Here is a 13320-nt window from a genome sequence, read left to right on the forward strand (position 1 = left end):
ATTATTTCCAGCCTACTTCATTAAAAATCAAAATCGATTTTGCATTGTTTTCTCCCAAAACAGATAATGGGATGTCCTGCTCCTCGAACTCGCCCCATGATTTCAGCAGTTCAGAAGGCTCAACTTGTGGATTTACCGGATACTCATAATTGGCTTCTGCAAACGTTCCTTGTGCTTCTGGAGCAGATAGGAACTCAAGCAGTTTAATGGCATTTTCTTTGTTCTTGGAAGCCTTGACAACTCCTGCGCCACTGACATTTACGTGGGTTCCAGTCGTTTCCTGGTTCGGGAAGAATAAGCCGAGGCTTTCTGCAACTTCCACTTCAGCCGGATCTTCAGAATTCAGCATCTGTCCGAAGTAGTAGCTATTCATAATGGCGACATCGCCGACTCCTGCAGCAATCGCTTTGGCTTGATCACGGTCTCCGCCTTCAGGGTCACGGGCGAAATTCTCCACCAGTCCTGCAGCCCATTCTTTTGCCTGCTCTTCACCATCCAGCTCGATGAATGAAGCCAATAATGACTGGTTGTAGACATTTTCGGAGCTACGGATCAATACACGGCCCTTCCAAGCATCTTCTGTCAATGCTTCGTATGTTGAAAGCTCTTCGGGTTTCACTGTGTTTTTATCATAGACAATTACGCGTGCGCGTTTAGTTAAGCCGTACCACATTTGATCAGTGTCACGGAAGTTTTCTGGAATCTGCTCGTTTAGAAGGTCACTCGACACTGCCTGAAGCAATCCATCGTCTTTTGCACGGAATAGGCGTCCAGCATCTGCAGTTAAGAATAAATCTGCTTCAGTGCCATCGCCTTCGCGTTTGATACGCTCAAGCAATTCATCTGCTTCCCCCTTGATGAGGTTTACTTTAATGCCAGTTTCTTCTTCGAATTTCTTATACAGTTCATCGTCAACATCATAATGTCTTGCAGTGTATAAGTTAACCTCAGTGCTTTCAGGCGCTTCCTCGGTAGCATCAGTTGTTGCCGGTTCGGATGCATCGCCGTTTCCGCATGCCGTTAACACAAGAAGCAAGAAAGCTAGTACAAGGTAAAAAAGTTTGTTCATAGATGTCTCTCCCTTTGTTATGTAGTTGAGAAGTTAAATGAAAATCATTCTCAGTACCAATTATAGAGGGCTAATTGAGAATGTCAATCAATCTTCGTGAAGTATATTAAAAAATTTGCTTTTTTGGTCAATTTCCATACAGATAATAGGTTTATATAACTAATATTGTAAATTCTTAATAGCCATTTAAAAAAGAAGTAAATCAAAGTAAAAACATTTTCGCTTCTGTGGATTTTGCCTGAACGGCACCAAATATCTCTGAACGACCACAAACGCTCAGCTGATGAATCTGAAGTCAGAACAAAGCTCTTTGCCGGGTCGGCAAAGAGCTTTGTCATCTCCATTCATCCGAAAATCTCTTTAGAAACGTCCACAATATACTTTAATTTATCCCATTGCTGCTGTTCTGTCAGTTCGTTGCCGTGATGAGTAGAAGCAAAGCCGCATTGCGGGCTGATGCATAATTGCTCAAGCGGCACAAATTCGGCAGCTTCCGCGACGCGTGCTTTGATGGATTCCTTGTCTTCCAGTTCTCCGTTCTTCGAGGTGAAGACGCCCAAGACGACTTTTGCGCCGCCTGCTGGAATATGTTCCAGCGGTTTGAATGAGCCGGAACGGTCATCGTCATATTCAAGGAAGAACCCGTCCGCTTTTTCTTTTGCGAAGATCGTTGGTGCGATTAAGGCGTAGCTGCCTTCGAAAGCCCATTTCGACTTATAGTTTCCACGGCATAGATGAGTTGTCACTGTCAGATCCTCTGGCTTTCCTTCAAGTGCGCCATTGGTTACGCGAAGTGCCAAATCAATTAAATAGTCGCGGTCGTAATCGCCTTCGCTGAATGGAATCTCCGGTGAAGAAAGGCCGGCGATATAAACGTCGTCGATCTGCAGGTAACGGACGCCTGCCTGATAGAATGCCTGAATCGCATCGCGGTACACATGGATGATGGCTTGTGCGTATTCTTCAATGTCCGGATAAATTGAATTATCGCGGATGCCGGCGTTGAAAAATTGGTTGGGGCTTGGAATCGTTAACTTCGGAACTGCTCTGCCATCAACGATGTCTTTGAGTTCAAGGAAATCCCTGATGAACGGATGGCTGTCATCAAAGGAGATTTTACCGGTGTTCCGGACATCATAACGCTCTGTTTCTTCGCCGGCAAATTGATAACCGGATTCTGGCACATAACCTTCAAAGCCATTGATATGCTCCATGAAATCCAAATGCCACCACGATCGTCTAAATTCGCCGTCTGTGACCGCTTTTAAGCCGACCTCGATTTGTTTCTCGACGATATGTTTGATTTCCTTCGTTTCGATTTCCCGAAGTTCCTCTGCTGAAATTGCTCCAGCTTTGTAATCTTCTCTTGCTTTATGTAAGGAAGCCGGCCGAAGCAGGCTTCCGACGTGATCTGCCTTGAATGGTGCTGTGACCGTTTGAGTCGTTGTCATATGATTTTTCCTTCTTTCTCTCTAAGGATTTTTATCTAGTTAGCGATGCTCAAGCCGTTGCGGCGGGCTACTTGAGCCAGTGCCTGTGTAAGATCCTGCACGAGATCATCGGGATGTTCAAGGCCGACCGAATAACGGAGCAAGCCATCCGTGATGCCGCGTTTCTCACGTTCTTCAACAGGCATAGAGCCATGGGACATGGTTGCCGGATACGACAAGATCGACTCGACAGCGCCCAGGCTGACTGCAAATACCGGAATCCGCAGGTGTTCCACAAAGACGCGGGCTGATTTTTTATCTTTTAGACGGAAAGACAGGACAGCACCTGCACTTTTTGCCTGGCGTTCGTGGATCGGGTTGCCGGGATGGAATGAAAATCCTGGGTAATAGACTTCTTCGATCAATGGGTGGTTGTGCAAGTACTCAGCAATGGTACGAGCCGACTCGGATGACTGGCCAAGGCGGGCACCTAGAGTTTTGATGCCCTGGATCAGCAGGTAGGAATCCTGTGCCCCTAACACCGAACCAAACGTGTTTTGAATAAAGCCGAGGCGGTTTCCGAGCTCTTCATCTTTTGTGACGGCAAGCCCCGCGACGACATCGCTATGTCCTGACAGGAATTTCGTCGCGCTATGAAGAACGATATCTGCGCCAAGAGCCAATGGGTTCTGATAAAGCGGCGTCATGAATGTATTATCGACGAAAGTTAGGCAACCATTGGCTTTTGCCAGTTTTGCTGCAATCTCGATATCTGTGATGTTCATTGTCGGATTCGAAGGTGTTTCCAAGTAGACCACTTTGGTGTTCGGCTGGATCGCATTGGCCATTTCATTCAGGTCAGTCATGTTGACGAACGTATACTCGATATTGAATTTATCCAAAACCTCCGTGATGAAACGGTACGTACCTCCGTAGACATCTTCTGACACCAGGACATGATCGCCTGAAGACAGGAGCATGAAAGCGGAAGAGATGGCGGCCATTCCTGAAGAAAAAGCGAAGCCGCGCTTGCCGCCTTCAAGATTTGCGATGGTTTCTTCCAATGCCAGACGCGTCGGATTTCCGGAACGGCTGTAATCGAAGGGACCGAATGAATCTAAACTTTTCTGGTGGAATGTTGAGGACAAATAAATCGGTACATTTACAGCACCCGTCAATGGATCAACTCCGGTAGAGTGAATAAACTTGGTTTCTATGCGATCAGTCATATTCAACAACCTCCTTCTTCAATTTCGAAAATGCCTGTGTCAGATCAGCGATTAAATCTTCAGCGAGTTCAACGCCGACCGAAAATCGTAATAGCCGGTTGCAAACGCCGCGTTTAGTGCGTTCTTCAAAAGGAATATCTGCATGGGTCTGGGTGGCGGGATAGGTGATGAAGCTTTCAACTCCACCTAAACTCTCAGCAAAGGTGATGAGTTTGATATTTTCCAGGAAAGGCCCGACCCATTCCTCTTCCTGTAGACGGAACGACAACATGCCGCCTTTTCCGGGATACAGCACATCTGAAATCTCTGCTTGCTGCGACAGGAATTCCGCGATGGCTTTTGCATTTGCTTCATGCTGTCTCATGCGCAACGGCAAGGTTTTTAATCCGCGTACCAACAGCCAGGAGTCGAAGGGGGACAACACTGCCCCCACTGAGTTGTGGAAGAATGACAGCCGCTCGCAGATGCTTTCACCTTTTGCGGCAACCAATCCGGCAAGCACATCATTATGGCCGCCGATATACTTAGTGGCGCTATGGATGACAATATCCGCTCCCAGCTCGATTGGCTGCTGGAAGAAGGGTGTCAGAAATGTATTGTCGACAATCAATAGAAGATTATGCTTTTTCGCTAACGCTGCATAGGCGATCAGATCAATTTCCTGCATAAGCGGATTAGTCGGCGTTTCAATGAAGAGCGCCCGTGTATTCAACGTTATTTTTTCTTCTGTATCCTGTACATCTTTAAATTCAGCATATTTTGGATGAATATTATAGGCGGAGGCGAAATGGTCCAGCAGGCGATAAGTTCCGCCATAAATGTCTTCCGGCACCAATATCTCATCTCCCGGACGGAACAGCGACAAAATCAGTTGGATGGCAGCCATTCCAGAGCTACAGGCAAATGCGGCATCTGCGCCTTCCAGTTCAGCAAAACCTTCTTCAAGAACAGAGCGTGTCGGGTTTTTTGTTCGGGTGTAATCGTAGCCGGTCGATTGTCCAAGTCCCTGATGCTCATAAGCCGTTGATAAGTAGATGGGCGGATTTACCGCTCCTGTAGCAGCGTCGCTGCGATTGCCTATTTGAACCAATAAAGTTTCCAAGCTGTGTTTTGTCATTCCACTCATCCTCTCAACAATAAAACAGGGGCTTTTCTTCAAAAAAGAAGAAAGCCCCTGACTGGAAATGCATTCTTCTCATCTGTTAGGCGTAGCCTATTGGAATTAGCACCGTGTCTTCATCAGACTGGTTGCTGAGACTTCACAGGGCCAAATCCCTCCGTCTCTCTAGATAAGAAATATCTTATGAAGTTTATGTTGTTTCTGGTTCGATGTTTCTAATCATAAATCATTAAGCAATAGAAAGCAAGGATGAAATTTTAAATAGTTGAAATAAAAAGATAATAGATGGGAGACGCAGTACTGATGGTTGCTGAGATGACTTCGCTGAACCCTTCGGCTGTAGCTGTAAAGAACCGCGCTATTCTTTTAATTCGCTTTCCGAAGTGATATACTGATTGAATGAAATTTGTATGCAAAGGGGAAAGCGAATGTATATTGTCACCTCAACAGTGGTTGTTCCACCTGAAAAAACGCAGGAAGTCATTGGGATATACCAAAAGCGTTCACGCCGTGTGGATTTGGCGGAGGGCTTTCATTTATTCAGACTCATCCAAAACACCAAGAAGAAAAACGAATTGACCGTCCATATGGAGTGGCACACGAAAGCTGCCTACATGGCATGGGTGAAGAGCCAGGAATTCAAGGAAATCCATGATTTGGAAAAGAACTACCCAGATCAGGAACTGGCGAAAATCATTCCCACCGTACGGCAGTACGAAGTGGTAGCCGAATGAATAAAGACATCAAAAATAAAATTGCTTCCGAGACAGCTGAAAGTATATATAAAGCATATCCCACGCTGTGGGACCGTTTTGGCGATCGGGGCTTTGAACATACGGAAAAAGATAATCACCACCACCTGGATCACCTAGAGACAGCTTTCTCCTTGAACGATGAAAAGGTCTTCATCGATTACACAATCTGGCTGGAAACGGTCCTGACAAGCAGAAATGTAGAAACCGCATTAATTATCGATAATTTTGAGCGCTTACTGGAGATTCTTCCGGGGAATATAGATAAGAATGAAGAGATCTTTATGACGGGATGTTTAACGAATGCCATTGCGGTGTTGAGGCCTTCATAAAGTTAAGGAGGGTGACATGAACAGTAAATCAAAAGAACTGGCCGATCTATTCCTGGCTGGCGATGAAAAGCAGGCCGTGCAATTAGTCCAAACATATTTGGAGAACCATACTAAAGATGAGCTTTACCAATTGGTTCTGACGCCTGCCATGTATTGGATCGGAGAACTATGGGAAAAAAATATCATTACTGTGGCGGACGAACATTTAGCAACTGCCATCTGCGATTTTGTTGTGTCGGTAACGGAAGTTCGTCGGCCAGCTTTAAATTCGCATAAAAAGAAAGTGATGGTTCTGGGGCCGGAAGGCGAAGACCATTATATCGGGTTGAAGATGGTGTCTTCCTTATTTAAGGAAAACGGGTGGGAGGTCCAATACTTGGGACCGAATTTACCGCTCGATGCCGCAATCGACTCTGCAAACCGCTGGCAACCTGAAGTTATCGCATTATCAGCAGCACTCGCGTATCGACTGCCTATTTTAAAGGAATATGCTGTAGCTTTCAGAGCTCTTGATTTTAAGCCGACTATCATCTTAGGAGGACGGGCTGTTTCACTGGCAAATTGGCCAGCTTCCGAACCTGAAGGGACAATCATCGTAAAAGAATTGGATCAATTGAAAAAATGGATCCAGACTGGAAAGGAACCTGACAATGACTTCAGTATCTCGATTTGATGAATGGCCGCTGCCCGCTTTTAAATTGAACAGCAAACTGTCAATTGTGGAATGTTCTGAAGAAGCCAGGAAGTTATTTGGCGACTGTTCCGCGTTCCTCGATTTGCTTGATGAGGGCAGCAAGGATAAGGCACGCAACTTCCTTTCCAGCAATCAGTCTGCTGAACCGCTTGAATTGAATTTTGTTTCTGCGGACAAGAAATTATTTCTGGGGGATGTCTACAGCAAATGGGCCAGCGATTTCTGCTTGAACCTTGTGCTGGTGCCGAAGGACAATCGGCTCCTTGAAATAGCCGGCCAGTTGCTGAGTCTTCGTACACGGCTGCAGGAAACTAATTATGATCTGCTTCTTGAAAAGGAGCGGACCGAAGAACTGCTGCTGCAGGTACGGCAGCTATCCGCTCCTTGCATCAACCTTGGAAAGAAGCATGTGCTGATTCCGCTGTTCGGTGATCTGGACCCCCGCAAAATTGAAGTGATCCGTTTCCATATATTGAACCAGATTTATGAAACAGATGCTGAAACAGTCATCATGGATTTCACTGCCATGGACAAGCTTGAGCAGGAGGGCGTCGATTATTTGAAATCTCTGATGCAGACTTTCCAGATCATGGGTATCCATGGGATCGTAACAGGAATAAAACCACAGCACGCCCAACAGCTTCACCATTTGAAGACAGGACTCGACCTGCATTTTGTCTCTTCTCTGCAGACGGTTTTGGCTTCACGGAAGCTTCTTCAATAGAACGAGTTAGAAGCCGAAGCGGATTGCTTCGGCTTTTTTTGTGGCTAGGTTAGCATCTGCTAGTGGCGCTTGCGCTTTTCGTTGATGAGCAGAAAAAAGGACGGTTCAGTTAAATATCGATACAATGGAAAGGATAGGAGTGGAAGTAAACATGGCAATTAAGAAATTTGAAAATATACCATTGGCTGTGCTGGATTTGGCACCGATCAATGAAGGTTCAGAAACAGCGCAGGCGTTTAAAAACAGTGTGGAATTGGCTCAGCACGTTGAAAAATTAGGGTTCAACCGTTACTGGTTGGCTGAACACCACAATATGCCGGGCATCGGCAGTTCAGCAACATCGGTCCTTATCGGACATATTGCTGGGGCAACGGAATCGATCCGTGTGGGTTCCGGCGGCATCATGCTGCCGAATCATGCCCCACTTGTCATTGCGGAGCAATTTGGGACGCTTGAAACCATCTATCCGGGACGCATCGATTTAGGATTAGGCCGTGCGCCAGGCAGTGATCAGGCGACCGCCTATGCACTCCGCCGTAACTTGCAGAGCAGTGGAGATGATTTCCCTCAGCAGGTGGCCGAGCTGGAAAACTACTTCTCAGAAAATCCGGTAGGGCGTGTCCGGGCTTATCCCGGAACCAACTTGAAGATTCCACTTTGGCTGCTGGGATCAAGTGGGTTCAGTGCACAGCTTGCGGCACTCAAAGGTCTGCCGTTTTCATTCGCCAGCCATTTTGCGCCGGATTATATGATGCAGGCGCTTCAGCTGTATCATCAGAACTTTAAACCATCTCCGGCTTTGGCGGCGCCTTACGCGATGCTGGGCGTCAATATCATTGTGTCAGAAACACAGGAGCGGGCTGAATGGCTTGCGACTTCTTCTCAGCAGCAGATGTTTTCGTTGATGAGAGGGGAGCCGACGACATTCCAGGCACCGATCGATAACCTGGAAGAAGTTTGGACGGATCGTGAAATTGCGATTTTCCGTGACAAATTGGATTCTGAATCTATGATTGTCGGAACACCGGATGTCGTTAAACAAAAACTGAAAAACTTTATCCAAAAAACAAGGGCCAACGAAGTCATCGTCAACTCGCCGATTTTCCATCAGGAAGATCGCCTGCGGTCGTACGATTACGTGGCTGAAATGATGGACTAAAGAAAACCCCCGTTCTCAGAGCGGGGGTTTTCTTGCATAAAAAAATCACCTCTCCCATGAGGAGCGGTGATCATCCGGCATCAATGAAGATCTTTCGCCTTGTCTTCTTCACGCTGCCGTTCTTTTGGAACCTCGTCTTCTTCATAGGCTGCATAATCAGGTGCACCTTCGCCAATCATATTCAGAACCGCATTGAAATCGTCGTCTAAACGAAGTTCAGCTTCTCGTGGATCGAGTACTTTGCGTTCCATTATGACCAACCTCCTTCTATTTATACTAAGCAGCCATATGGCAATAAAGACGGAATCTTTCTTACTTACAGTATACAGATTATTCTGTTAAAAGAAAAGGGAAGGTGCTCGGAATTCTGATGGCCATTTGCATGAATCATGCCCTTAGCTTAAAGTGTTCGGTTGGAGTGAAATGTCCATTCTTTTGCCTGCATGCAAAAACCGTTGGTGCTGGTGCTCCAACGGTTTTTTTCAGTCTCATTGCTGAGTGACTTCTGCATTCAACATCATGGATTCAAAGAACGGGGAAGGCGAGGTTTCATTCCATTCAAGGGAAGTGAGATCTGCCGTTCGCTTATCAATATAGCCATATGCAAGTTCGGTTCGTGGGTCGTCCGTCAATTCTAGCTTGACGTACGGCCCTTCCGGCGTCAGCCAGTTTAATTGGGACAGCCGGTTTTCAAGTGAAAATCCGATCCACTCATCTTCAGTTTCTTCTGTTTCAAATAAAGGCTCCTGTGCGGCCATCAGCCATGTCTGGCTCGAGTGTTTAGGAGGCAGCCACAGGTTTTTCGACAATACCCCTTCTTCTGCTGCAAATTCCGAAATCTCATGGCGCAGTTCCCGTACCCATTCACCGTTGCCGAGTTGCAGGCTGCGGGATACATAGACATTGCCGATCAGAATTTCGCTGTTTTCCGTTGTGAAGACTCCATAAGGATTGGTGGTAGGATCTGAACCGTAAATTGCTTCATCAAGTCTGACGGCCGGTTCTGGATTCCAGGACTTAAAGTCGGCGTCTTCCAGATTGTTGACGTTCATCGAAAATGTATAAGGGATCCAGCCGGTATTTTTGATTTCTTCAAAAATGATGGATGTGCCGTTTTGGAGCGACCGATCAACCAATGTATAGGTTCCAACGTCGAGTCCAAGAAAGGTCATATTATAAACCTGTGTATGGTCCGCACCACTCTCACTGACTTCAGGTTCGCTGAGTGTAATGAAAGTCGGTTTTTCAACAGTTAACGACACATTGTTTTCTGAGTAAAGTTCAACTTCATTTTTTAAGAACATGACGGCTGTAAAGACGATCAGCGACATGAAAAATATGACTCCGAGTAAAATTATGATTTTTCTAAACACATTGTCCACCTCTGTTTTCTGCATGTATGCCAAATTTGATTATAACATGGCAGGATAGGGAGCAGACTGTCCATATTTGAGCATCAAATGAACAAATCCAAGTGTGGAGAAATGCCTATCCATAAAAAACAGGCATCCCTTAGGACACCTGCTACAAGACTTTATCCAGAAAATCTTTGGCGCGTTCGGTTTTCGGATTGCTGAAGAACTCGGCTGGCTGGCCTTCTTCGACCAGTACACCGTGGTCCAGGAACAGGACACGGTCTGCGACTTCACGGGCAAAGCCCATTTCATGCGTCACCACAACCATCGTCATGCCGGATTTCGCCAAATCTTTCATGACATCCAATACTTCTTTGACCATTTCGGGGTCGAGTGCCGATGTCGGTTCATCAAACAGCATGAGTTCCGGTTCCATCGCCAAGGCGCGCGCAATTGCGACGCGCTGTTTCTGGCCGCCGGACAGGCTGTTCGGATAAGCTTCTTCTTTTTCGGACAGTCCAACGCGTTCCAGCAGGATCCGGGCTTTTGTTTCCGCCACCGCTTTTTTGACGCCTTTCGCTTTCATCGGTGCATACGTCAGGTTTTCAAGTACCGTCAAATGTGGGAATAAATGAAAATGCTGAAACACCATGCCGATTTGCTGGCGGATTTTATGGATATTGTTTTTTGAAGCCGTCAAGCTCTTGCCGTTGATTTCGATTGTGCCGGAAGTCGGGGTTTCCAGCAGATTCAAGCAGCGCAGGAAAGTCGACTTTCCTGAACCGGAAGGGCCGATGATCGATACCACTTCACCTTTCGTGACGGCAGTAGAGATGTCACTGAGTACTTCATTGGTGCCAAATTTCTTATACAAGTTTTTTACATCAATCACTTTGTTTCAGCCTCCGTTCGAAAACTCTGCCGATCATCGTCAAGCCCATTACCATGCACCAATAAATAAGACCGACAAATAACAGGGGTTCGAAGTTGCGGAACAAGTCCGAGCCAACGACTTGCGCGCGTCTCATCAAATCGAGATAACCGATGGTTGAGACGATGGCGGATTCTTTTGTTAAGGTGATGAACTCATTCATCAAAGCTGGCAGGATATTTTTCAGAGCCTGAGGCAAAATGATGTCTTTCATCATGGAACGGTAAGGGACACCAAGAGCTTGCGCCGCTTCCATCTGCCCTTTATCGACTGCCTGGATGCCGGCACGGATAATTTCCGAAATATAAGCGGATGAATTCAGTCCAAAAGCCAAGATGGCGGATAGAAATGCCGAGATATCATATCCAGTCAGCTGAGGAGTGGAATAGTAGATGATCATCAATTGGAGGATCAGCGGTGTTCCACGGAAGATGGACGTATAAGCGCCGGCAAACCATCGCAACGGTTTGATGCTGCCTATTTTAAACAGAGCCAGCAGAGTTCCAAGAATGGCTCCGAGAATGATCGCAAAAAATACAAATTTTAAAGTAGCCCATATCCCTTCCAGCATGAAAGGGATATAAGGAATGATTTGTGAGAAATCCAGGTTCATCTATTACATCTCTTTTCTAAAGGTAAGTTTACTCTTCGTCAGTCAGCCATTCTTCCTTCAACGCATCCAACTCGCCGTTTTCTTCCATTTCGGCAAGTACGCCGTTAATGTCTTCGACAAGGTCACTGCCTTTCGGGAAAGCGACAGCCATGCCTGGTGAAGAAGTGGTAGGATCATCGAATGCGCCAAGATCCTGTGCTTCGATATAGCCCATAGCAACTTGCTTGTCCATGTATGCAGCATCGATGCGGCCAGAAAGGATTTCCTGGATCAATGCACCAGAATCGTCCAGTGCTTTCAATTCAAAATCGATGCCTTCATCTGAAATAATGCTTTTCGCGCCTTCCTCTTGGATCGTCCCAAGCTGGACGCCGACGGATTTGCCTTCCAGTGATTCAAGTGTAGTAAGCTCTGAGCCTTTAGCTGTCAGGAACATTTCGCCAGAATGGTTGTATTCTGTGGAGAAATCAACATTTTCTCTACGGGAGTCAGTTGCGGACATACCGGCAATGACCATATCGACTCGGTCATTCTGCAAAGCGCCGACCAAGCCGTCAAATTTCATGTCCGTAATTTCAAGTTCATAGCCGAGTTCATCTGCAATGTGATTGGCCAGGTCAATGTCGAATCCGACAATCTCGCCTTCTGGATTACGTGATTCAAATGGAGGGAATTCTGCGGATGTGCCCATTTTCAACACTTCTTTTTCTTCTGAAGATCCTTCACTCGCGCTGTCACTGCCGCAAGCTCCCAATAATAATGCAGATGATGCGAATAAAGCGATGAATGGTTTTTTCTTAATCATATATGTTTCCCCCCTAAGTTATGTATGTTTATTCATTAGAATGAATTTTAACACAGTGATAAGACTTTGAGAAGTTTTTTTCATAATAAGGAAAAAGTTTATATTTTCAGATAGTTCATCCTATGCTTCAGCCGCTTTGGGCATGGATGATAGGAAACAGCAAAAGAGTTGTTTATAATGGAGCAGTAAGGAGTGATGGGATGAAGAAATTATTATTGACGGGCTTTGAACCATTTTTGGATTATACAGTCAATCCGACGATGAAAATAGTCGAAGAGCTGGATGGTGCTGTAATCGGCAACTACCATATTGTCGGGCGGATTATGGCGGTGGACTTCAATTCCTCGGGAGCAGCATTGCTTGGTTTTATTGAGGAAGAGAATCCCGATGCAATAATTTCTCTTGGACTTGCAGCAGGGCGCTATAAGATTACGCCAGAGCGTATTGCGATCAACGTCAAGGACGGGGCAGTCGATAACGAAGGCAATAAACCAGTCGACGAACCGATTTGCGAAGAAGGGGAGCCGGCATACCTGTCTACGCTGCCCATCCGGAAAATGGTCGAGAGCCTGCTTGCAAATGGTCTGCCTGCGACGATTTCCAATACGGCGGGTGCATATCTATGCAATAACGTGATGTATGAAGGCCTGCATTACGCTCATATGGATAAACCCGGACTGCCTTCAGGTTTTATCCATATCCCGGCATCACATGAGCTGGCAATCCAGCATGGACGAATTCCGAGCTGGTCCCATGAAGATTTGGTGAAAGGCGTTCAAATCTGTATTGAAGCTTTAGACGAGGAATGAAAAAAGCGAATCGCATAGGCGATTCGCTTTTTCAGGCTGTCGAGAAACTTCTAACAAGCCGTTGTTTTCCGAAGCTTACCGCTCGCTTTCCGCGGGCTCGCATCCAAGCCTCCTCGTTCGCTTTGCTCTCTGCGGGGTCTCGGCCGTCTCGCTTTCCCGCAGGAGTCGAGCGGACGCTTCTCTAAACCACTTTATGAACTCTTTCTTCTTTGAATGTAGCGGAAGGCGGCGAAGGGCAAAGATGTGCTCCTGCATCGCTACGCTAGCTTCGTCGCAAACGAGCCAGGCAAAGCCCGAC

Annotated in this window: 15 protein-coding genes and 1 riboswitch; of the genes, 6 read left to right on the forward strand and 9 right to left on the reverse strand. The window is 46.4% G+C overall.

Annotated features, from left to right (window positions below; all coding sequences use genetic code 11):
- Position 1 precedes the first annotated feature (1 nt).
- The 4 genes from ACRC6Q_RS05320 to ACRC6Q_RS05335 form a co-directional block, all read right to left on the reverse strand.
- Positions 2 to 1069 carry a Fe(3+) ABC transporter substrate-binding protein gene (locus ACRC6Q_RS05320; RefSeq protein WP_223634238.1) on the reverse strand — a complete coding sequence of 356 codons (1068 nt, stop codon included), beginning with the start codon at positions 1067 to 1069 and terminating at the stop codon, positions 2 to 4.
- Positions 1070 to 1413: 344 nt separating this feature from the next.
- A complete protein-coding gene (locus tag ACRC6Q_RS05325; protein ID WP_431466008.1) occupies positions 1414 to 2520 on the reverse strand; it encodes a 5-methyltetrahydropteroyltriglutamate--homocysteine S-methyltransferase in 1107 nt (368 codons plus the stop codon).
- A gap of 35 nt (positions 2521 to 2555) precedes the next feature.
- Positions 2556 to 3728 (reverse strand): cystathionine beta-lyase, encoded by a 1173-nt coding sequence (gene metC / locus ACRC6Q_RS05330; protein WP_223634234.1) that lies wholly within the window; start codon positions 3726 to 3728, stop codon positions 2556 to 2558.
- Complete coding sequence (locus ACRC6Q_RS05335; RefSeq protein WP_223634231.1) at positions 3721 to 4845, reverse strand: methionine biosynthesis PLP-dependent protein; 1125 nt, start codon at positions 4843 to 4845, stop codon at positions 3721 to 3723. The genes metC and ACRC6Q_RS05335 overlap by 8 nt, the downstream gene beginning before the upstream one ends.
- Before the next feature lie 75 nt (positions 4846 to 4920).
- A riboswitch (SAM riboswitch) is annotated at positions 4921 to 5024 on the reverse strand.
- A gap of 252 nt (positions 5025 to 5276) precedes the next feature.
- On the opposite strand from ACRC6Q_RS05335, the gene ACRC6Q_RS05340 reads away from it, so the two are divergent.
- The 5 genes from ACRC6Q_RS05340 to ACRC6Q_RS05360 all read left to right on the forward strand — a co-directional run bounded on the left by ACRC6Q_RS05340 (position 5277) and on the right by ACRC6Q_RS05360 (position 8509).
- A complete protein-coding gene (locus ACRC6Q_RS05340) occupies positions 5277 to 5582 on the forward strand; it encodes an antibiotic biosynthesis monooxygenase family protein (protein ID WP_223634228.1) in 306 nt (101 codons plus the stop codon).
- Positions 5579 to 5932 (forward strand): hypothetical protein, encoded by a 354-nt coding sequence (locus tag ACRC6Q_RS05345; protein ID WP_431466009.1) that lies wholly within the window; start codon positions 5579 to 5581, stop codon positions 5930 to 5932. Before ACRC6Q_RS05340 ends, ACRC6Q_RS05345 begins: the two co-directional genes overlap by 4 nt.
- 16 nt (positions 5933 to 5948) lie before the next feature.
- Positions 5949 to 6605, forward strand: coding sequence for a cobalamin B12-binding domain-containing protein (locus ACRC6Q_RS05350; protein WP_431466010.1), 657 nt, complete (start codon positions 5949 to 5951; stop codon positions 6603 to 6605).
- A complete protein-coding gene (locus ACRC6Q_RS05355; RefSeq protein ID WP_223634216.1) occupies positions 6583 to 7350 on the forward strand; it encodes an STAS domain-containing protein in 768 nt (255 codons plus the stop codon). The genes ACRC6Q_RS05350 and ACRC6Q_RS05355 overlap by 23 nt, the downstream gene beginning before the upstream one ends.
- Before the next feature lie 151 nt (positions 7351 to 7501).
- Entirely contained in the window at positions 7502 to 8509 is a 1008-nt protein-coding gene (locus tag ACRC6Q_RS05360) for an LLM class flavin-dependent oxidoreductase (RefSeq protein WP_223634213.1), read from the forward strand.
- An 80-nt stretch (positions 8510 to 8589) separates the two neighbouring features.
- Here ACRC6Q_RS05360 and ACRC6Q_RS05365 read toward each other — a convergent pair whose 3' ends face one another.
- The 5 genes from ACRC6Q_RS05365 to ACRC6Q_RS05385 all read right to left on the reverse strand — a co-directional run bounded on the left by ACRC6Q_RS05365 (position 8590) and on the right by ACRC6Q_RS05385 (position 12213).
- Complete coding sequence (locus tag ACRC6Q_RS05365; RefSeq protein WP_223634211.1) at positions 8590 to 8760, reverse strand: hypothetical protein; 171 nt, start codon at positions 8758 to 8760, stop codon at positions 8590 to 8592.
- Positions 8761 to 8997: 237 nt separating this feature from the next.
- The gene (locus tag ACRC6Q_RS05370; protein WP_223634208.1) at positions 8998 to 9840 is read right to left on the reverse strand and encodes a hypothetical protein; all 843 of its coding nucleotides are present in this window, start codon (positions 9838 to 9840) and stop codon (positions 8998 to 9000) included.
- Positions 9841 to 10033: 193 nt separating this feature from the next.
- On the reverse strand, positions 10034 to 10756 hold the full coding sequence (locus tag ACRC6Q_RS05375) for an amino acid ABC transporter ATP-binding protein (RefSeq protein WP_223634205.1): 723 nt from the start codon (positions 10754 to 10756) through the stop codon (positions 10034 to 10036).
- On the reverse strand, positions 10749 to 11408 hold the full coding sequence (locus ACRC6Q_RS05380) for an amino acid ABC transporter permease (protein ID WP_223634203.1): 660 nt from the start codon (positions 11406 to 11408) through the stop codon (positions 10749 to 10751). Before ACRC6Q_RS05380 ends, ACRC6Q_RS05375 begins: the two co-directional genes overlap by 8 nt.
- Before the next feature lie 28 nt (positions 11409 to 11436).
- The gene (locus tag ACRC6Q_RS05385; protein ID WP_431466011.1) at positions 11437 to 12213 is read right to left on the reverse strand and encodes an ABC transporter substrate-binding protein; all 777 of its coding nucleotides are present in this window, start codon (positions 12211 to 12213) and stop codon (positions 11437 to 11439) included.
- A gap of 200 nt (positions 12214 to 12413) precedes the next feature.
- Here ACRC6Q_RS05385 and ACRC6Q_RS05390 point away from each other — a divergent pair, with 200 nt between their 5' ends.
- On the forward strand, positions 12414 to 13022 hold the full coding sequence (locus ACRC6Q_RS05390) for a pyroglutamyl-peptidase I (RefSeq protein ID WP_223634197.1): 609 nt from the start codon (positions 12414 to 12416) through the stop codon (positions 13020 to 13022).
- Positions 13023 to 13320 lie beyond the last annotated feature (298 nt).

It is taken from the genome of Planococcus sp. SE5232, from assembly GCF_050686535.1.
In the GTDB taxonomy this organism is placed as follows: Bacteria; Bacillota; Bacilli; order Bacillales_A; family Planococcaceae; genus Planococcus.